Origin of the sequence: Methylobacterium sp. DB0501 (assembly GCF_011043735.1) — a bacterium.
Lineage (GTDB): Bacteria > Pseudomonadota > Alphaproteobacteria > Rhizobiales > Beijerinckiaceae > Methylobacterium > Methylobacterium alsaeris.
In genome coordinates this window covers 83,342-101,291 of record NZ_JAAKGV010000022.1, presented here as the reverse complement: position 1 = coordinate 101,291, position 17,950 = coordinate 83,342, and the positions used below count along the sequence as shown (strand labels likewise).

The window sequence follows — 17,950 nt, the reverse complement described above, 5'->3', positions numbered from 1 at the left end:
CCTCACGCGGCCGCCACGATCGCAGGCTCCACCGCCTCGCCGAACAGGCTGTTCGAGCCGGCCCGGGTGATCCGGACGCGAACCTCGCGGCCGATCGCCGAGACGTCACCCTCGATCTGCACCGCCTGGAGATAGGGCGACTTTCCGGCGATCTGGCCCGGATGGCGCCCGGCCTTTTCAATCAGCACCGGCACGGTCCTTCCCACGGTGGCGTGGTTGAAGTCCTGGCGCTGGCGCTCGAGCAGGGACTGCAGCTCGGCCAGCCGCTCGCTCTTCACCGCCTCGGGCACCGCGTCGGCGCTGTCGGCCGCGGGCGTGCCGGGGCGCGGGCTGTACTTGAACGAGAAGGCGCTGGCAAAGCCGACATCGGCGATCAGCCGCATCGTCTCGGCGTGGTCGGCGTCGGTCTCGCCCGGGAAGCCGACGATGAAGTCGGAGGAGAGCGCGATGTCGGGCCGGGCCGCCCGCACCCGGTCGATCAGCCGGCGATAGGTGTCGGCATCGTGCTTGCGGTTCATGGCCGCGAGGATCCGGTCGGAGCCCGACTGCACCGGCAGGTGCAGGTAGGGCATCAGGGCCGCCAGGTCGCGATGGGCCGCGATCAGCGCCTCGTCCATGTCGCGCGGGTGGCTGGTGGTGTAGCGCAACCGCAGGATTCCCGGGATCGCGGCGACGCGGTGGAGCAACTCGCCGAGGGTCCAGTCGCGCCCGTCAGGGCCGGCCCCATGGAAGGCGTTGACGTTCTGGCCGATCAGGGTCAGCTCGCGGGCGCCCGCCGCCGCCAGCCGCCCGGCTTCCGCCACGATCTTCTCGACCGACCGCGAGACCTCCGCGCCACGAGTATAGGGCACGACGCAGAAGGCGCAGAACTTGTCGCAGCCCTCCTGCACGGTCAGGAAGGCCGAGACGCCCGGGGTGCGACGCGGCGGCAGGTGGTCGAACTTGTCCTCGACCGGGAACTCGGTGTCGACGACCCGGCCGTCCTTCGCGGCGGCGAGCAGCTGGGGCAGGCGGTGGTAGCTCTGCGGGCCCACCACCACGTCGACGCCCGGCGCGCGGTTCAGGATCTCGCGGCCTTCGGCCTGGGCGACGCAGCCCGCCACCACCACCGTGGTGTCCCGGCCGGCTTGCGAGCGCTCGCCCTTGAGCACCCGCAGGCGACCGAGCTCGGAATAGACCTTCTCCGCCGCCTTCTCGCGGATGTGGCAGGTGTTGAGGACGACGACGTCGGCCTCCTCCACGGTGCCGGTCTCGACGAAGCCCTCGCGGCCGAGCAGGTCGACCATGCGGGAGGCGTCGTAGACGTTCATCTGGCAGCCGTAGGATTTGACGAACGCTTTCTTCAACGAACCGGCCCTGCAGGGAGATGATCGGATGCGGCGTCGGCCCCGGACACACCTTGCCCCGGGCCAACTCCCTCCATTTAAGCCGTCGCGGCCGGAATGAGAATAGGCGGTGCGGCGCCAGCGGCCGGGGCATCGGCGCGCGGCGCCTCCGATACGGGCTCTCGCACGGGCACTTGCGCGGGCGCCGGCGGGCGGCCGGTCACCGCCTCCTGCAGGGCGCGGCGCACCGCGGCCTCGGCCAGGGCCGTCGCGGCCTTGCGGTCGGTGCCGGCCGCGAACACGATCGGCTCGCCCCAGGTCACCGTCACGTCGATCGGCCCGCGGGCGAAGAACAGCTTGACGCTGGGACCGAGCTCCATGTCGCCGTACCAGGCGATGTCAGGCCGCTCGGCGCGGGTCAGGGGCAGGCCGTGGCGGCGCGTATAGGCGATGCAGAGCGGCTGCAGCCGGACCCGGTCGAGCCCGCCCTCGGTGATCGCCGCCCGGGCGGCGCCGACGAGGGAGGTGCGGAACGGCAGCAGCCGGGTGCCGTCGCCGGTGGTCCCTTCGGCGAACAGCACGATCAGGTCGCCCGCGCGCAGGCGCCGGCTCATCTCCGTATTGACTACCGCGGTGTGGCGCTTGCGGGCGCGGTCGATGAAGACCGTGCGCTGGAGCCGCGCGAGGGTCCCGATCACCGGCCAGCCGGCGATCTCCGACTTCGCCACGAAGGAGAGCGGCCGCAGGCTCCCGAGGACCGGGATGTCGAGCCAGGAGATGTGGTTGGCCAGCACCAGGGCCGCCTCCCCCGGGGCCGGTGGCGTGCCGGCGACGGTGATGCGCAGCTGGAACAGGCGCACGAACACCCGGTGCAACCAGGCCGGGGCGTGGCCGCCGCGCTTGCCGCGCCCGAGCTTCAGCACGAGCCAGTGCGGCCCGGCGAGCAGCGCGAAGGTGACGGCGTAGGCGAGGAGTCGCAGGCCGGCGACGAGGTACGTCATGATTTCCGTCGTCGGCGCGGGCTCGGGAGATTCCGGGAGGGCGCGGGGCGCATACCAAGTCCGGCCCGGCCCGTCCACCGTACCGGGTCCTCCGGCACCGGCCCCTCCGGCACCGGGTCGTCAGCGCAGCAGGGTGAAGCCGGCGGGCGCCTGCCGCTCGTCGTGGCCGGGATGGTCCACGTCCGTGAAGACGGTCGCGTCCCGGCCGTCGGCGCAGCGGACGCTGTCGCCGTCGATGACCGACTCGGACGGGGCCGGCTCCTTGCCGAAGACACGGCCGCTCATCTGGATCAGGGGCTCCTGTCCGGCGTACCGGATTGCGCGGCAGCGGGCCAGGCCGGCGCGAGGGCGCTCGGGCACGGCGCGAGCAGGCGGCGGACCATCGGGGGGCGTCTCCATCCGGCCGCGCGACGGAAGACGGCCGGCTTCGTCGCGGCGTATCCTGACGTCGCGTCGGAATGGCGATGCGGCGCGTGGGCCTGTGCCTCAGCCGAGCGCGATCTGCATCATGATGGCGTTGGCGCGGCTGCCGTCCGGCCGGGCGTAGTAGCTCGCCCGCCGGCCGGTCTCGGTGAAGCCGAGGCGCCGGTAGAGAGCGAGCGCCGGGACGTTGCCGTCGTCGACCTCGAGATGGACCCGGCGCACGCCGAGATCCTCCAGCGCCACGAGGTGGGCCCGGAGCAGCTGGCGGCTCAGGCCCGCGCCGCGGGAGGCCGGCCCGAGAACGACGGTCAGGATCTCGGCCTCGTCGAGCACCTGGCGCGACAGCACGAAGCCGGCGAGCACCGCGCCCAGCATCAGGGCGTGGGCGACGTGGCCGCGCTCGCACAGCATCCGCTCGAACTCGTCCGCCTCCCAGGGCCGCGCGAAGGCGGTGGCGTGGAGCGCCGCGAGCTCACCGGCCCGGTCGGCCGAATTCAGCGGCGCGACATGGGCGGTGGGAGGTGAGCGGAACGGCATCCACTTCATCGGAAGCTCCGTCAGCGGCGGGCGAGCCGCGCGTGGTCCTGCGGCTGGGCATCCGGCCCACGCAGGTAGAGAGGGCGGGCGAGGGCATGGGCCGGGTCGGCGACGAGGCCGAGCGAGGCGATCCATTCGATCTGCGGGGCGATGTGCCCCTCCGGGACCACGGCGCGCACGCCCTGACCGGCGGCGGCGGCCGCCAGCGCCGGGGCGGCGGAGCCGGCGAGCGCCGCCGGGCCGGAGCCGATGAGCCGCAGGGCTTCCGCGAGCGGCAGCAGGCTCGGCGGGACGGCGATGCCGCCGTCCTGGCTCAGGGCCTGGAAATAGACGTGACCGTGCCGGGCATCGATCGCGGCGGCGAGCAGGTAGCCCTGGCCGAGGAAATCGTCGTCAGCCGCCAGCAGCGGCGCGAGCAGGGCCGACAGGGTGGTGACGCCGACGACCGGGATGCCGCAGGCGAGCCCGACCGCGCGGGCCGCCGAGAGGCCGACCCTGAGACCCGTGTAGCTGCCGGGGCCGACCGTGACGGCGACCCGGTCGAGGCTGTCGAACCCGCCCTCGACCCGGGCGATCACCCGCTCGACGAGGGGCAGCAGCGCCTCGGCATGGCCGCGCGTGAGGTCCATGCTCTCCTGGGACAGGGGCTCGGGCGAGTCATCCGCCATGATGCAGGCCGCGCAGCGCTCGAGCGCCGTGTCGATGGCCAGGATCCGCATCACCGTCAGGCTCCGCCCTCTCGTCCGCCCGCGGGTTCGTCGCCGCGGCCGGGTCCGTGCCGCCGGCCGCGCCGGATCGCTGACGATCCGGCCGCTCGAGTCCCAGCATGGCACGCACAGGTTAACACAAGACGGACCGCCCCGCAGATGCGGGACGGCCCGGTTCGGTCTCAGCCTTTAGATCATCCGCCGCCCGCGGGGAAACCGCCCGGCGGCGAATTCGGGGTCGGGAGCGCGCCGATCGCGATCGTCAGATCGCCTGGACCTCGCGCACGTCCGGCAGGAAGTGGCGGAAGAGGTTCTGCACGCCCTGGCGCAGGGTCGCGGTGGAGGACGGGCAGCCCGAGCAGGCGCCCTTCATCTCCAGGAAGACCACGCCATCGCGAAAACCCCGGAAGGTGATGTCGCCGCCGTCGCCGGCCACCGCCGGGCGGACCCGGGTCTCGAGCAGGTCCTTGATGGTGGCCACCGTGTCGGCGTCGGCCTCCTCGTAGAACTCTTCCGCCGCCTCCTCGGGGGCGTGGCCGGCCTCGAGGACCGGGGCCCCCGACATGAAGTGCTCCATGATGGCGCCGAGCACCGCGGGCTTGACCTGCGGCCAGCCGGGCTCGCCCTCGGCCTTGGTCACCGAGATGAAGTCGTGACCGAGATAGACGCCGGACACGCCGGGCACGCCGAACAGGGCGCGGGCGAGCGGCGAGCGCGCCGCAGCGCCCTCGTCCCGCGCCTCGAAGGTGCCGTCGGCCAGGACGACCTTGCCGGGCAGGAACTTCAGGGTGGCGGGGTTCGGGGTGGCTTCGGTCTGGATGAACATCGGTGATCCTCGAAAAGTTCTCTGCGCCGGTTCAAGGCCGGCCGGGAACGACGCGCGCGAGCACGTCTGGCGCAGATGTGGACCCGAACGGGCGAAAGCTCAATGGAGGCCGCGCCGACGTCAACCGGCGAGCGCGGTGATCTCCGCCTCGCTCAGGGCCCCCGGCACGATCACCACCGGCACCGGGAAGCTGCCGGCGGTACGCCCGGCGATCGAGGAGACGAGCGGCCCCGGCCCGTCGCTGCCGGTGGCGGCGGCCAGCACCAGGAAGGCGATGTCCTCGTCCTCCTCGATCTGGCGCAGGATCGCGTCGGCGCGCTCGCCGGTGCGCACGACGAGCTCGGGATCGACCCCGGCGGCCTGACGCGCCGCCGCCGCCAGCATCTCCAGGCGCTCCGTCGTCTCGGCCTCGGCCTCGGCCCGCATCGCGTCGCCGACGCCGAGCCATTCCATGGTCTCGGGCGGCTCGGCCACCGCCAGCATCACCACCCGGGCGCCGAGCCGCGCCGCCCGGCGCACCGCGAAGTGCACCGCGCGGTCGCATTCCGGCGTCTCGTCGACCAGCACCATGAACTTGAGCCGATGCCCGGCCTCGAAGGACCGCCGCCGCTTGTTCTCGACCATGTCCGGACGCGCTCCGCCGCCGGCCCGGATGCTGCCCGCGCGCGTCCCCGCCGGCAAGGGCCGCTGATCAGGGCCCACCGAGAAGGGCCCGCCGTCGATGGAGTGGACGACGGGGCGGAACCCGGCGACGGCGAATCACCGGCATGCGACGCGACGGGCGCACGCGAATCACATGGATCAGGCGAATCACCCGGGCCGGGCCTGCCGCCCTGGCCCGGATCGCGCGATGACGATGAGGCAATTTGATCGTCCGACAGACAAATCGACGCACTGGACCGGCTCGAATGCACAGGAAGCGGGCAAGTCGCAGGTATTTTAACCCCCGCATGAGCAAGGAACGATCTTTCGTCGATCAGACCAACCATTTTCCATTCACTCTGTGAGGGACTTCCTTTCCCCAACGGAGTAAGAATCTGGTCAGTGTCGGTGATCTAACATGTCGTCTGGCCAGGCCGGGATCAGGACCTGGGACAATTCGATCGAAAGGCCTAGGCCGTCGGGCCGAGGGTGGGAGAGAGTGGTGCTCGCAACAGACTTCATGGCGTTCCACGAGGCGTCCCGGCGCAACGGGATCATCCTGTCGTTCGGTGGCGACCTGTCCGAGAACGTGCTGTTCTCCCTCGGCGAGGTGCTGAAGCTGCGCATGCAGCAGGGTGCCACCGACGCGTCGGTGTCGAAGCGGGTGTTCTCGGTCTTCGTCGAGCAGGCGCAGAACGTCATCCGCTACTCCGCCGACAAGCTCGTGCCGGCGGGCGCCCCGGAGGGCGGAATGGTCAGTTCCGGACTGATCGTCGTCGGGGTCGAGGACGGGCGCTTCTTCGTCGCCTGCGGCAACGAGGTGCCGGAGGAGCACGTCACGACCTTGCGCTCCCGGCTCGACCACATCGCCGGCCTGTCGGGCGACGAACTGAAGAAGTACTACCGCGAGCGGCTGCGCCAACCCGCCGACGAGGGCAGCCTCGGCGGCAGCATCGGGCTGATCGAGATCGCCCGCCGCGCCAGCGCCCCGGTCGAGTACGAGTTCCAGCCCCGCGGCGACGACCGCTGCTTCTTCTGCCTCAAGGCTTTTATCTGAGGCGCGCGACGATGGACCGGATCCAGATCCCCGCCACCAGCCGCTCGCCGCTGGTCGATTTCGACCTCGCCGCCGGGCACCTGCTCCTGCGCGGCGAATCCTACCCGGAGGATGCCGCCGCCTTCTACGGCCCGCTGCTCCTCGCCTTGCGCGCCTGCCTGGACGAGGGCGGCGGCCCGCTGACCTTCGACGTGGCCTTGTCCTACTTCAACTCGTCGAGCGCCAAGGCCCTGATGAACCTGTTCCTGCCCCTCGAGGACGCCGCCGAGGAGGGCCGCCCGGTGACGATCCGCTGGCATTACGCCGAGGGCGACGACACCATCGCGGAAGCCGGAGAGGATTTCGCGGTCGATTTCTCGCATGCCCGGTTCGAGATGGTTCAGGAGAGCTCGGTATGACGAGGAATCCGGGCACGACGACCAGGGCGGTGCCGGAGCGCGCGGCGATGAAGGACGGCGATGCGTCTCCCGAGCCCGACGGATGCAAGGCCGGCGGCGGCAAGACGGGTGCGGCCAAGGGCGGCGCCCCTGCCAACGTCTTCAGCCTGTTCGACAACGAGGAGGCAGTGCTCGACCGGACCGAGGTGATGCTGACCCAGCTCGCCGCCGTCGCCGACGGCGTGAAGGTGCTGGCGGAGGCCTATCGCCGCGGCTACCGCGAGCAGCGCCGGCTGGTGCGCATGAGCGACCGGATGCAGGCCGACCTGCAGAAGGCCAACAAGCGCCTCGGGGAGCAGCAGCGCGACCTGCAATCCCTCAACGAGGCCCTGTCGGGCGAAATCGAGACCAGCGCCCGGCTCGAAGCCGAGTTGCGCCGCCTCGCCGACACCGATCCGCTGACCGGGGCGCTGGCCCGCCGGCGCTTCCTGGAGGTCTGCGCCCGGGACTGGCCGCGGCGGCCCGGCGAGGGGCGGCCCGGCCAGACGGCCTGCCTGCTGATGCTCGACCTCGACCGGTTCAAGCTCGTCAACGACAGCCACGGCCACGCCGCGGGCGACGCGGCGCTCATCGCCTTCGTGACCGCCTGCCGCTCGGCCCTGCGCTCCCTCGACGCGGTCGGCCGGCTGGGCGGCGAGGAATTCGCGGTCCTCCTGGTCGAGACCGGCCCCGAGGACGGGGCCGCCGTCGCCGAGCGCATCCGCGCCGCCGTGGCGGCGCATCCGGTCGCGACCGAAACCGGCCCGATCGGCATCACGGTCAGCATCGGGCTCGCCGCGGCGGAACCGGGAGAGAGCCTGCAGGCGGCGATGCGCCGGGCCGACGCGGCGCTCTATGCCGCCAAGCATGGCGGCCGCAACCGGGTCGAGCGGGCGCCGGGGGCTGCCTGCTGCCCGCCGGGACACGGCTCTTGAGCGGCGAGGCCCTGCCGCAGGACGCGCCCCGCCGCGGCGGCTCCCTGCGGGGCGCCGGCCCGATGCGCCGGGGCGACGCGCTCGCCGATCTCGGCTTCGCCGAGGTGCCGACGACGCAGGACGGCGGCGCCGACACGATGCGGCCCGGGGCTCTGCGCGGCGCGGCGCGCGGCCGCAACCTCGACGGCCTCGCCCACACGCTGTTCCTGCGCCTCGCCCCGGTGATCGCCGCGGTGGTGCTGCTGACCCAGGTGGTGATCGCCTGGGTCAATTACGGCGACCAGATCCGGCTCTCCGGCGAGCGCGCGCAGATGGTGGCGGACATGACCGCCCGGGCGCTGGCCCGGCCGGGCTGGACCACCTCGTTCGGCCCCCAGCTCCAGGCGCTCGGCCTCGATCCGTCCTTCCGCTTCGCGATCCTCCGCGACGCCTCGGGCACGGCGATCGGGCGGCTCGGCGAGGAGCCGCGGGGCCGCAGCCTCGAGCTCATCCAGGTCTCGTCCGAGATCGAGCCGGGGCCGGCCGGCCAGCCCGCCGGCAGCCTGACCCTGGCCCTGTCGGCCGAGGGCCTGCGGGCGAATGCCGAGAAGCAGTTCGTGATGGTGCTCTGCGCCAGCGCCGTGCTGGTCCTGGCCTTCGCGCTGTCCCTGCGGCTCGCGGTGGCGCGCCACGTCCTGGCGCCGCTGACGCGGCTCCTGACCGCGATGGGCCGGGTCGAGCGCAAGGACTGGGTCACGGTCGACCTCGCCGGCAGCCGGCGGCCGAGCCGGGAGATCGCCGACATCTCCGCCGCCTTCAACCGGATGGTCGAGGGCCTGAGGAGCGGCGACGAGGCCCGCCACCTGCTGGCGGAGCTGGAGCGCGCTCATGCGCAGCTCGCCGAGGCGAACGGCCTCGTCATGGAGAGCCTCGGCTATGCCCGGCGCATCCAGCAGGCGGTGCTCCCGGGACCCGGCATGCTCCGGGACGGTGCGCTCGACGTCGCGGTCCTGTGGGAGCCGCTGCACGTCGTCGGCGGCGATTATTTCTGGATCGAGGAGATCGACGGCGTCAGCATCCTGGTGGTGGTCGATTGCACCGGCCACGGCGTCCCCGGCGCCTTCCTGACCCTGATCGTGGCCACCGCCCTCGACCGGATCCTGCACGACCAGGGCCTGCGCCGTCCGGACGCGATCCTCGCCGCCCTCGACGGCGTCGTGCGGGCGCGCCTGAGGCAGGACCGGGAGGAGATGGATCTCTCGGATGACGGGCTCGATTGCGGGATCTGCATCGCCGACCGGGCGGCGGGCACGCTCGCCTTCGCCGGGGCCGGCCTCGCACTCACGATCCTGTCCGGGGACGGCGTCGCGCGGATCAAGGGCCGCCGCCACGGACTCGGCTACCGGCTGACCGGCCGGGAGGAGGCCCTGTCCGCGGTCGTGCTCCCGCTCGGCGAGGACCGGACCTTCTTCCTGATGACCGACGGGATCAGCGACCAGATGGGGGGAGCGTCGCGGCGCCTCCTCGGGCACCGGGGCATCGCCGAGATCCTGGCGCGGCACCGGGACCTGCCCCTCGACGGGCAGGTGCGGGCCCTGGAGACGGCGCTCGCAGCCCATCGCGGCGCGGAACCGCGCCGGGACGACATGACCCTGGTGGCGTTCCGGCCGAAAGCGGGATGAGAGGCGGGAACCCCGTCCGGGATCCCCGCCCGGTTCGTCAGAACCGGCACCGGTTTCTTAGAACCGGCAGATGCGCCGCGGCCCGTACGGGGTCGGACGGATGAAGCAGCGGCGGCCGTAGGCCCGCGGCGGACCGAAGTAGCGGCGGCCGTAGATAGGCCGGCAGCCGCCGTAAGGACCGCGGGCGAAGCCCGGGCCGCAGCCCTGGGCAACCTGCGTCACCGGCGCCTCGGGGGCGAGCACGCCGGCAAGGCCGGGGCCGGCCGGGGCAGCGCTCGCGGGGGCGGCGGCGAGACCGCCGAAGGCCAGGGCGGCGAGGCCGGCGATCTTCCAACGCATCAGCATGAGGGGTGGTCCTCCGTGTGGTCCTTGGAGCGGGCGGCGCCGGAGTCGGGCGCTGCACCGAGCCGTCACAACAGCGAACGCGCCGTTCGGTTCCAAAGCTTCGCTTGCGAGACTTCGGTTGAGAGACTTCGCGTCAAAGGCTGCCGTCGAACGCTCCCGGACGGGCTGGAAAAAAGCCCTGCTTGCGCGTGTCGACAAGCCGCGGCCGTTCCTGTAAGGAGCCGGCAACTCACAACAGGACGCCGAAATCCTGACGCCGGATCCCATCCCGGGGCGCGGCGGCGACGGCAGGAGTTTGACCGATGAACATCATCCAGCAGCTCGAGCAGGAGCAGATCGCTCAGCTCAACAAGACGATCCCCGACTTCGAGCCCGGCGACACGGTCATCGTGAACGTCAAGGTCAAGGAAGGCGAGCGCAGCCGCGTGCAGGCTTACGAAGGCGTCGTGATCGCCCGGTCCGGCGGCGGCATCAACGAGAGCTTCACCGTCCGCAAGATCTCGTACGGCGAGGGCGTCGAGCGCGTCTTCCCGGTCTACTCGCCAAACATCGATTCGATCAAGGTGGTCCGCCGCGGCAAGGTGCGTCGCGCCAAGCTGTACTACCTGCGCGATCGTCGCGGCAAGTCGGCCCGCATCGCCGAGCGCGCCGAGCGCGGCGCCGAGAAGGGCAAGACCAGGAAGCCCGCGGCCGCGGAATAATCCCCGTCGCGAGACACCGCGGAGCATGAAGAGGCCGCCTCCCCGTCCGGGTCGAGGCGGCCTTTTTGCGTCGTGGACCTACCCGGCCCCGAGCGCCCCGCGCCCGAGCTTCAGGTCCGGACCCGTCTCCTGCCGGAACTGCAGTTGCAGCCCCCCGACCTTGACCGCGCCGGAGCGGGCGAGCCGCGTCAGCGGGCCCAGCATCGAGAGCAGGAAGCCGGCATCCGAGGCGTAGCGGCCGGCGAGGCGGCGCGGGTTGCTCGCGAGCCGCCAGGCCCATTCGAGGCCGGTGCGGCGCAGGAAGGCCGGCGAGCGGGTCTGCTTGCCGAGCAGAAACTCGAAGGCGGCACCGCAGCACAGGATCGAGGGATCGACGAGTCCGGCGCGACGCAGGCGCAAGGCCAGCATCTCGCTCTGCGGCGCGCCGACGGCGATGAACACCACGTCCGGCGCAAGGTCGCGCACCCGGGCGATCACGTCCTCCACCGCCGCCGGATCGTGGATGAAGCCGAAGGGCGGCCGCACGACGTCGAGCCGGCGGGTCGCCATCACCGAGGCGGCCTCCTCGGCCGTCACGTTGCCGATCAGCACGACCGAGCGGTCGCGCAAGCTCCGCCGCGCCGAGAGGTGCCGCACGAGATCGCTGCCGGTGGCGACGGTCATGCGCCGGCGCAGGAAGACCGTGTTGAGCAGATTGCTGTCGAGGGTGACGATCGAGGCCTGGCGGTAGCTCTCGCGGAATTCCGGGTCCCGCGCCAGCAGCCGCATATGCATCATGTTGAGGGTGAAGACCGTGGCCCGGCCCCGGGCCAGCGCCGTCGCCAAGGCGTCGAAGCTCAGGCCCCTGACCACGCAGGTCGGGGCGGTGTCCGCTAAGGTGGGCATGAGGGTGCTCCTTCGCGAACGAGTGTCCGGATCCGCCCCGTCCTGCCCAGTGCGGAAAACGGCGAGGCGCGCCGACCCGCCGGATTGATCGTGATGTCGGGCTATACCTCCGAAGCGGTAGCAGGATCGATCCGTTCTGGCGTTCTACAGGCAATTTGGGCGGAGCGCCGACGTTCGCATTGGCACGACTACTTCGCCGCATCGGCCGCATAGCGTTTCTGCGCGGTTTCGGAAGCGATTTCCGGACGGGAGCGGGATGCCGGTCGTGACGGCTTGGATCGATGCGAGCACCGGACTACCCGATCCTGCCGACGTCGATGGCTGCACGTTCGGCGCCTGCGCCCTCCTGCGCGAGGGCGTGACGATCACCGCCGACCGCCATCCCCGGGTCGTCACCGCCGCAGGCGCCTCGATGGGACTTGAGGATTGGACCACGGCGACGACCAGGTTCTGGCGCCGGCACGGGGTGGGCGTTTCCGACGTCGCAGGCCCTTCGAGCCAGGTGGCGGCGGCCGGTGGAGATCCAGCACATAAATACAACCACAGGTTAAAAACGCGCAGGCGGCGTCCGGGCGAGTACAGGGTACGCCGCGACACGGTCGTCGCCGCGCGCCGACGGACCGCCGGCACTCCGCCGGACTCGAGGTGGACATGCCAGAACGGGGTCCCGATCGAACCGATCGAACGATCCCGCGCGCCCCGGCGCAGCGGCGTGACGTGTCTCCATCCCGAGCCGGCCTGTCCGCCTTGCGACCGCGCTCAACCCTGCAGCGGCCGGAGGCGACGCGCGCCCCCCGCATCCTGCCGCCGGTCCATTCCGGCATGAGCAAGGGCAGCGTCCGCGCCGTGGTCGGCGCCCCACATCACGGGTTTGCTGTCGCGACCGGTTGTGGGCGGATCACGGGCCTGCCCGTGGTCTTTTCTCGTCTGAAACATTTCTGCCCAGTGATTGCCGTTAAAAATTATCAAACGATATGGTTGACGCATCCTGCTTCAGATGATTGTTGAGCCAGCCAGGCGCAAGCTATCCAGCGAGCGTCGTGTCAGGTTTGATACATAGTTTAATGTGTAGGAGCCGCAATGAGGTGGAACGAGGACGAAGGGCGGAAGACGATGACCGCCCTGCATCCCGCCACGACCGGCGCGGCCTGCGCCATCCCCGGGTCCCGACCCGGAACCCCTGGCTTCGACCTGGGGCGGCATTCCCCTGCCATGTCGATACGGCGTACCCCCGTGACGCATCGGACGACGCTCGGATCGGTCTCCACGATCAGGCACACGCGATCGTGATAATCTGATTTAAAGCCTCGCTTCGAAGTCGAGAGCGCCCGGGGACAGTCGATATCCCGTCGGGCGCTGTCGCATGCCCGCCGGATATGCTCCTACGTCAATAATGTTCCATAGGTCTTTTCTGGGATGCACGTCCTGCGTGTGTCGAAAAACTGAAGGGCCAGGAAGGCGATCAATCAAGCTACGCACATTCATCAATGGAGGAGCTGCTAAACCACCACATAAAGGATTGTAACTGCTTTATGGCCGTGTTAGGACTGAAGTCAGAAGGAGCGGGTGGGAGCGAAGGGCCGGATCGACTGGATCACGCAGTCGGGGGCTCAACGGCGCCCGCAACCTTCACCGATCCGGCTCCGGGGCAAGGAGTGGCACTGCGCGGCTCGACCGTGGCGTGACCATCCGTCTGCGACGCCCATCCAACAATAATGATTGATCGTACAGTGGTGGAGGTGAAGCATGTCGACGCCTGCTCTCGTTGATTACGGCCTCGCTTCGCGGGGCCGCAGACTGGTCGAGGTGAATGAGACCCCGGCAGACACGTTCGAGCCGGGGGCCGAGGCCGGCTTGAAGCCGGCCATCGCGATCATCGAACCGCGGCAGCTGCTGCGCGAATGCCTGCGCAACTGCCTGGCCGAGGCGATCCCGGACCAGGACGTCGTGACCTTCGCGTCGATCGACGAGTGGGAGCGCGGCAAGGTCGGTCACCGGGACGGCGACCTGGTGGTGCTCTATTACGATCCCCGCGACGCCGCTCGCGGCGGCGCCCAGCGCGAGGCCGCCCTGCGCTCTCGGATCGGGCCGAATACCAGCCTGGTCCTGCTCTGCGACAGCGAGGATCCGGGTGAGATCGTCGAGCGCCTCAACGAGGGCGCCCGCGGCTACATTCCGACCAATGTCAGCCTGAAGGTGGCGATCGAGGCGATGCGCCTGGTGCGGGCCGGCGGCGTGTTCGTGCCCGCCAGCTGCCTGTTGCAGCGCCGGACCGGCGCCGAGGAGGCCAACGCGGCCGACCCCCGCAGCCAGTTCACCCCGCGCCAGACCGCGGTGCTGGAGCAGTTGCAGAAGGGCAAGGCGAACAAGATCATCGCCTTCGAGCTCAACATGAAGGAGAGCACCGTCAAGGTGCATGTGCGCAACATCATGCGCAAGGTCGGGGCGACCAACCGGACCGAGGTGGCGATCCGGGCCTTCGAATCCCGCTCCGACATGAAGATGTGACGAAGGGGGCGCGGGGGAAGCCTCCCGCGCCGGGATCGCCCGAACCTGCGTTCCGGTTCCGATCGGGTGGCTCGCCGTTCCTTCCTGACCGAGCTTTCATCTCACGAGCGAGACTGTATCACCGGAGCCGCCCAGCGGCGCCCGGACCTGGCTGCGCGCGGAGAGCAACCCAAAACTGCTGCTGGTCCAGGATAAGGCGGAACGCTGTCCGCTTTATGCTGAACTTTCCGCATGTCTGGATCCCGCTCCGTCGTGTCCCGGTGCCGCTGCGCGGCCCCGGGCTGGCCAGAGTGTGGGAGACGGCGCGAAAAGCGCGTACGGATTCCGACCGGTCGCCGCGCGACGCGGAAATCGGCTTTGCTCCGGCGCTTCGCGGGCGGCTGATGCGAATCCGGCGAGGAATCCGCCCGGAATTCGCATCACTCCCCCTTCAGCGGCGGCGGCGGGGCGGCGACGCGGGGGCCGGGGCCGCCGGGATGGGCGGCGGAGTTGTTCGTCACCATCGCCAGCACCGCCAGGATCCGGTCCTTGTCCGATTGCAGGTGGTCGATCTGCGTCTCGGTGCAGCCCTCCTCGAGATAGGCGATCGCCAGCGTGCGGGAGGCGGTGTCGGTGATGTAGCCGCCGAATTCCTGGAACGCCCGGGCCAGCGCCCGGCCCTCCCGCGTCTTGAGGCCGAGCCGGTCGAGATCGACCTGCGGCGGGATCGCGAACAGGGCGCCCATCGGGATCACGCCGGTATGCCCGTTGCGGCCGTCATTGTCGGTGGTCGAGGCCGGCCAGACGATGCGGTTCGGGCTGGCCTGGCTGGTGCTCGCCGCCATCGCGATGGCGTGGCGGATCTCGCCCCGGTCGAGCTCGGCCCGGCGCACCAGACCCCCGATGAGCGAGCCGCCGAAGGCCCGCACGCCCTCCGAGGTCCCGGTCCGGGCGGCAATGCCGCTGCCGCGCAGGTCGGTGCGGATGATGTAATGCGCCGAATAGGTCTGGCCGCCCGGGTCGGCGGCGGCGCGCCACATCTCGTAGGCGTAGCGGCCCTCCTCGTCGACGAGGACCGCGTGCCCGTCGCCGCCGCCGCCCATGAAGGCGATCCCGGGCGGGGTGCGCATCGAGAAGCGGCCGCCGCCGGGCGACCCGCCATGAGGCCACGGCACGGTCGGCGGGCGCCCGCGATAGGTCCAGGGCCGCACGGGATCGTCCGGTCCCTGTCGGTAGATCCCGAAGGCATGGCCGCCGATCCACGCGAAGGCGCCGGCGGGGCCGCCGGCATTCTGGTTGCGCAGGAGCGCCGTCTCGGCGTCGGTGCCGGACTGGAACTCGGCCCCGCGCCCGAGCGGCGTGTTCCAGATGCTCGTCGAGGCGAAGGGCTGGGCGGCGGGATCCCGGAACGGTCCGGGCGCCTCGGCGGCCGGCGCGGCGTCCGCCTTCGCGGCGCCTTGCTGGGCCCAGGCGGCGCCTTGCAGGGCGAGGACCAGGGCGAGGGCGGCAGCGGAGCGAAGCATCGGCGCGGATCTCCCGGCAGGACCCCGTCAGGGTAGCGGGCCGGGGCCTCGAGCGAAAAACCGCCTTCAGGCCGCCTGCCGGCGCTCCGTCTCCGCCGGAGGACGGGCAGGACCTTCACCTTTGGGAGTACCCCGCCGCCTTTATCGGGTCCGCGCCCGGCATGCCCGCCGCCGGATGGTCCCGCCCAGGCCCGCTCGGACGACCGTACACTGCCGCCCGGTCGACGGCTGCGACGAGCCGGGATGCGACGCGACCAGACGGGAGCCGGTTCGATGCAGTGGATCCTCGCGATTCCGTTCCTGCGGGACGAGGGCGGCGGTTGGATCACGAGCTATGTCGAGGGGCCCGACCGCTTCAGGGCGGCGCCGGCGCCCTACGACCATGACCGCTCGCGGCCCGTGACCGGGGCGTCGGAATGGTTCGACTACCTGCGCCACGCCTGGCGGGCCTGGCGGCTGGTGCGGGCGGCGCCCCGGGGCGAGGCCGGGATCATGACCGGTTTCCCCCAGCTCGCCGCGACCGCCGCCCTCTTCAAGCTCGTCCTGCGGCGAAGGGACGTGCCGCTCGTCGCCTGGTGCTTCAACCTCGGGCGGACGCCGGGAGGCCTGAAGGCGTACCTCGCCCGGGCGGTACTGGGCCAGGTCGACGTGTTCGTGGTGCATTCGCGCCGCGAGATCGCGCTCTACGCCGCCTGGCTCGGCCTGCCGGAGGAACGCTTCATCTTCGTGCCCCTGTCGATCCACGACGAGCCGCGGGAGGCGCACGAGGACGAGGCGGCGCCCTTCGTGCTCGCGATGGGCTCGGCCAACCGCGACTACCACACCCTGGCGGCGGCGGCGGCGCGGCTCGGGGTGCCGACCGTGATCGTCGCCGGAGCCCATGCCGTCGAGGGGGTGACGCTGCCGCCCAACGTCACGGTGCTGAACGGGCTGGACATCGCCCAGTGCCACGATCTCTGCGCCCGGGCCCGGGTCAACGTCGTGCCGCTGCGCAACACCGCCTTCACCTCGGGCCAGGTCACGGTGCTGGAGGCGATGATGCTGGCAAAGCCCGTCGTGGCCACCCGGGCCGCCGGGACCGAGGATTACGTGGCCGAGGGGCGGAACGGACTCCTGGTGCCGCCGGAGGATCCCGAGGCGCTGGCCGATGCCATCGCGGCCCTGTGGGACGATCCCGTGCTCCGGGCGCGCCTCGGCGCCGGCGCCCGCCGGACGGTCGCCGAGGGCACCACCTTCCGGGCGGTCGCCCCCGCGATGGCGGCTGTGCTGAAGCAGGCGCAGATCGCGGCCGGGGACTCGGCCGGGGGAGCGACCGAGGACGGTACCGGGGCCGCCGAATGGCGGAGGCCGGCCCGCTGACCGGTCAGGGATCCTTCGTGGGGCGGCCGCCCCGAATCGGGCGGGGTGAGTCGAGGCGGAGGGACGGGAGGCGTGACGGTTGCCCCCGATCAGATCGACCGTGCCGAGGATGGCCGTGGATGGAAACCGGGCACCGCCGGCCTCAATATTTCAAGCCCGTATCGCAGAGGACGGTCGCCGCCGTCGCGTCGGCGGGCAGGAGGCCGGACGACAGCAGCGCAACGGTTGCAGCCACGTTGGCGGCGGCCGAATAGCCGACGTGCAAGCCCTCCTGCGTTGCGAGGGCCCGACGCCAGCGCTCCACCTCCTCGTCGGTCACGGGGATCGACAGGTCCATCAGACCGCCATCCCAGTGCGGAGGCACGCTCCCGTAGCTCGTGCCCTGAATGAGGTGGCGGTGCCTCGTGATCGGCAGCCCCGCCAAAGGCCGACAGCCGTCCGGTTCGACGGCGGCGCAGACGACGCCCGGATGGCGTTCCCGCAATGCCGCCGCCACGCCGAGAAACGTCGCGCCCGTCCCCACGGCAGCCACCCAGGCATCGACCCGGCCCGAGGATTGCTCCCAGATTTCCGGCCCGGTCGTCTCGCGGTGGGCGCGCAGGCACTCCGGCGCGTGGAACTGGTCGACGTAGTAGCCGCCCCGCTCCGCCGCGATGCGCCGCGCCGCGTCCGCCGCCGCGTTCACGTCGGCCCCGGTGACCTGCCCCGGTGCCCCGTCGATCTGCGGCACCAGGACGACTTCGGCCCCGAGTGCTTCGAGCATCCGGGCCCGCTGGGGACTGTTGCCGGCCGACATCGTGACCACGAGGGGATGCCCCAGCGCGGCGCAGGCCACGGCGAGACCGGCCCCCATGTTGCCACTGGTCATTTCCACGACGGGGGCCCCGGGCGCCAGGCGCGCGTCCTCGCGCGCGGCGAGGACGACGGCACGGGCGGCCCGGTCCTTGACGCTCCCGCCGGGCTGCATGAACTCGGCCTTCGCCAGGATGCGGCCGGGTCCACGGTGAAGGCGATCCAGGGCGATCAGCGGCGTGTTGCCGATCAGATCGAGGGCGGAGGGGACGGCCCGATCGGTGGTGAGGGTCGGGTTGGGAGACGGCGGGCTCATCGGGCGAGCGTA

Annotated in this window: 18 protein-coding genes; 7 read left to right on the top strand and 11 right to left on the bottom strand. The window is 71.4% G+C overall.

Annotation, left to right across the window (positions count from 1 at the left end; genetic code table 11):
• Positions 1-2: 2 nt before the first annotated feature.
• From miaB to G4G93_RS27695, 7 genes are all read right to left on the bottom strand, one after another.
• On the bottom strand, positions 3-1,346 hold the full coding sequence (gene miaB, locus G4G93_RS27725; protein ID WP_165089243.1) for a tRNA (N6-isopentenyl adenosine(37)-C2)-methylthiotransferase MiaB: 1,344 nt from the start codon (positions 1,344-1,346) through the stop codon (positions 3-5).
• A 77-nt stretch (positions 1,347-1,423) separates the two neighbouring features.
• Positions 1,424-2,326, bottom strand: coding sequence for a 1-acyl-sn-glycerol-3-phosphate acyltransferase (locus G4G93_RS27720; RefSeq protein ID WP_165089241.1), 903 nt, complete (start codon positions 2,324-2,326; stop codon positions 1,424-1,426).
• Between the two features lie 120 nt (positions 2,327-2,446).
• Positions 2,447-2,611: a hypothetical protein gene (locus tag G4G93_RS27715; RefSeq protein WP_165089239.1), complete on the bottom strand. Its 165-nt coding sequence runs from the start codon at positions 2,609-2,611 to the stop codon at positions 2,447-2,449.
• Between the two features lie 201 nt (positions 2,612-2,812).
• Complete coding sequence (locus tag G4G93_RS27710) at positions 2,813-3,295, bottom strand: GNAT family N-acetyltransferase (protein WP_165089237.1); 483 nt, start codon at positions 3,293-3,295, stop codon at positions 2,813-2,815.
• A gap of 11 nt (positions 3,296-3,306) precedes the next feature.
• Entirely contained in the window at positions 3,307-4,005 is a 699-nt protein-coding gene (gene tsaB, locus G4G93_RS27705) for a tRNA (adenosine(37)-N6)-threonylcarbamoyltransferase complex dimerization subunit type 1 TsaB (protein ID WP_165089344.1), read from the bottom strand.
• A 250-nt stretch (positions 4,006-4,255) separates the two neighbouring features.
• Positions 4,256-4,819, bottom strand: a complete 564-nt coding sequence (locus tag G4G93_RS27700; RefSeq protein WP_165089235.1) for a NifU family protein — start codon at positions 4,817-4,819, stop codon at positions 4,256-4,258.
• A gap of 120 nt (positions 4,820-4,939) precedes the next feature.
• Positions 4,940-5,443, bottom strand: coding sequence for a universal stress protein (locus G4G93_RS27695; protein ID WP_165089233.1), 504 nt, complete (start codon positions 5,441-5,443; stop codon positions 4,940-4,942).
• 520 nt (positions 5,444-5,963) lie between these two features.
• Here G4G93_RS27695 and G4G93_RS27690 point away from each other — a divergent pair.
• The 4 genes from G4G93_RS27690 to G4G93_RS27675 are packed head-to-tail and all read left to right on the top strand — an operon-like array spanning position 5,964 to position 9,530.
• The gene (locus G4G93_RS27690) at positions 5,964-6,518 is read left to right on the top strand and encodes a SiaB family protein kinase (RefSeq protein WP_165089231.1); all 555 of its coding nucleotides are present in this window, start codon (positions 5,964-5,966) and stop codon (positions 6,516-6,518) included.
• Positions 6,519-6,529: 11 nt separating this feature from the next.
• Positions 6,530-6,916 carry a DUF1987 domain-containing protein gene (locus tag G4G93_RS27685; protein WP_165089229.1) on the top strand — a complete coding sequence of 129 codons (387 nt, stop codon included), beginning with the start codon at positions 6,530-6,532 and terminating at the stop codon, positions 6,914-6,916.
• Positions 6,913-7,869, top strand: coding sequence for a GGDEF domain-containing protein (locus G4G93_RS27680; protein ID WP_246737060.1), 957 nt, complete (start codon positions 6,913-6,915; stop codon positions 7,867-7,869). The genes G4G93_RS27685 and G4G93_RS27680 overlap by 4 nt, the downstream gene beginning before the upstream one ends.
• Positions 7,866-9,530, top strand: a complete 1,665-nt coding sequence (locus G4G93_RS27675; RefSeq protein WP_246737059.1) for a SpoIIE family protein phosphatase — start codon at positions 7,866-7,868, stop codon at positions 9,528-9,530. The genes G4G93_RS27680 and G4G93_RS27675 overlap by 4 nt, the downstream gene beginning before the upstream one ends.
• Before the next feature lie 57 nt (positions 9,531-9,587).
• Here the strand turns inward: G4G93_RS27675 and G4G93_RS27670 are convergent, their stop codons facing one another.
• Positions 9,588-9,875 carry a GCG_CRPN prefix-to-repeats domain-containing protein gene (locus G4G93_RS27670; protein ID WP_246737058.1) on the bottom strand — a complete coding sequence of 96 codons (288 nt, stop codon included), beginning with the start codon at positions 9,873-9,875 and terminating at the stop codon, positions 9,588-9,590.
• 302 nt (positions 9,876-10,177) lie between these two features.
• On the opposite strand from G4G93_RS27670, the gene rplS reads away from it, so the two are divergent.
• Entirely contained in the window at positions 10,178-10,576 is a 399-nt protein-coding gene (rplS, locus tag G4G93_RS27665; RefSeq protein WP_165089226.1) for a 50S ribosomal protein L19, read from the top strand.
• A 78-nt stretch (positions 10,577-10,654) separates the two neighbouring features.
• Here the strand turns inward: rplS and G4G93_RS27660 are convergent, their stop codons facing one another.
• Complete coding sequence (locus tag G4G93_RS27660; RefSeq protein ID WP_165089224.1) at positions 10,655-11,461, bottom strand: WecB/TagA/CpsF family glycosyltransferase; 807 nt, start codon at positions 11,459-11,461, stop codon at positions 10,655-10,657.
• 1,746 nt (positions 11,462-13,207) lie between these two features.
• Between G4G93_RS27660 and G4G93_RS27655 the strand changes: the two genes are divergently transcribed.
• Positions 13,208-13,969, top strand: a complete 762-nt coding sequence (locus G4G93_RS27655) for a response regulator transcription factor (RefSeq protein ID WP_165089221.1) — start codon at positions 13,208-13,210, stop codon at positions 13,967-13,969.
• Positions 13,970-14,388: 419 nt separating this feature from the next.
• Here G4G93_RS27655 and G4G93_RS27650 read toward each other — a convergent pair whose 3' ends face one another.
• The gene (locus tag G4G93_RS27650; RefSeq protein WP_165089219.1) at positions 14,389-15,471 is read right to left on the bottom strand and encodes a hypothetical protein; all 1,083 of its coding nucleotides are present in this window, start codon (positions 15,469-15,471) and stop codon (positions 14,389-14,391) included.
• Positions 15,472-15,744: 273 nt separating this feature from the next.
• Here G4G93_RS27650 and G4G93_RS27645 point away from each other — a divergent pair, with 273 nt between their 5' ends.
• Positions 15,745-16,830 carry a glycosyltransferase family 4 protein gene (locus G4G93_RS27645; RefSeq protein WP_165089217.1) on the top strand — a complete coding sequence of 362 codons (1,086 nt, stop codon included), beginning with the start codon at positions 15,745-15,747 and terminating at the stop codon, positions 16,828-16,830.
• A 142-nt stretch (positions 16,831-16,972) separates the two neighbouring features.
• On the opposite strand, the gene G4G93_RS27640 is transcribed toward G4G93_RS27645, so the two are convergent.
• The gene (locus G4G93_RS27640; RefSeq protein WP_165089214.1) at positions 16,973-17,938 is read right to left on the bottom strand and encodes a PLP-dependent cysteine synthase family protein; all 966 of its coding nucleotides are present in this window, start codon (positions 17,936-17,938) and stop codon (positions 16,973-16,975) included.
• Between the last annotated feature and the right edge of the window lie 12 nt (positions 17,939-17,950).

What these genes read in the sequence shown, in the direction of transcription:
- G4G93_RS27670 (WP_246737058.1), bottom strand. Translation starts at nt 9,875, where the DNA reads ATGCTGATGCGTTGGAAGATCGCCGGCCTCGCCGCCCTGGCCTTCGGC.
- G4G93_RS27720 (WP_165089241.1), bottom strand. Translation starts at nt 2,326, where the DNA reads ATGACGTACCTCGTCGCCGGCCTGCGACTCCTCGCCTACGCCGTCACC.
- G4G93_RS27640 (WP_165089214.1), bottom strand. Translation starts at nt 17,938, where the DNA reads ATGAGCCCGCCGTCTCCCAACCCGACCCTCACCACCGATCGGGCCGTC.
- G4G93_RS27650 (WP_165089219.1), bottom strand. Translation starts at nt 15,471, where the DNA reads ATGCTTCGCTCCGCTGCCGCCCTCGCCCTGGTCCTCGCCCTGCAAGGC.
- G4G93_RS27645 (WP_165089217.1), top strand. Translation starts at nt 15,745, where the DNA reads ATGCAGTGGATCCTCGCGATTCCGTTCCTGCGGGACGAGGGCGGCGGT.
- G4G93_RS27655 (WP_165089221.1), top strand. Translation starts at nt 13,208, where the DNA reads ATGTCGACGCCTGCTCTCGTTGATTACGGCCTCGCTTCGCGGGGCCGC.
- G4G93_RS27680 (WP_246737060.1), top strand. Translation starts at nt 6,913, where the DNA reads ATGACGAGGAATCCGGGCACGACGACCAGGGCGGTGCCGGAGCGCGCG.
- G4G93_RS27695 (WP_165089233.1), bottom strand. Translation starts at nt 5,443, where the DNA reads ATGGTCGAGAACAAGCGGCGGCGGTCCTTCGAGGCCGGGCATCGGCTC.
- rplS (WP_165089226.1), top strand. Translation starts at nt 10,178, where the DNA reads ATGAACATCATCCAGCAGCTCGAGCAGGAGCAGATCGCTCAGCTCAAC.
- G4G93_RS27685 (WP_165089229.1), top strand. Translation starts at nt 6,530, where the DNA reads ATGGACCGGATCCAGATCCCCGCCACCAGCCGCTCGCCGCTGGTCGAT.
- tsaB (WP_165089344.1), bottom strand. Translation starts at nt 4,005, where the DNA reads ATGCGGATCCTGGCCATCGACACGGCGCTCGAGCGCTGCGCGGCCTGC.
- G4G93_RS27700 (WP_165089235.1), bottom strand. Translation starts at nt 4,819, where the DNA reads ATGTTCATCCAGACCGAAGCCACCCCGAACCCCGCCACCCTGAAGTTC.
- G4G93_RS27715 (WP_165089239.1), bottom strand. Translation starts at nt 2,611, where the DNA reads ATGAGCGGCCGTGTCTTCGGCAAGGAGCCGGCCCCGTCCGAGTCGGTC.
- G4G93_RS27710 (WP_165089237.1), bottom strand. Translation starts at nt 3,295, where the DNA reads ATGAAGTGGATGCCGTTCCGCTCACCTCCCACCGCCCATGTCGCGCCG.
- G4G93_RS27660 (WP_165089224.1), bottom strand. Translation starts at nt 11,461, where the DNA reads ATGCCCACCTTAGCGGACACCGCCCCGACCTGCGTGGTCAGGGGCCTG.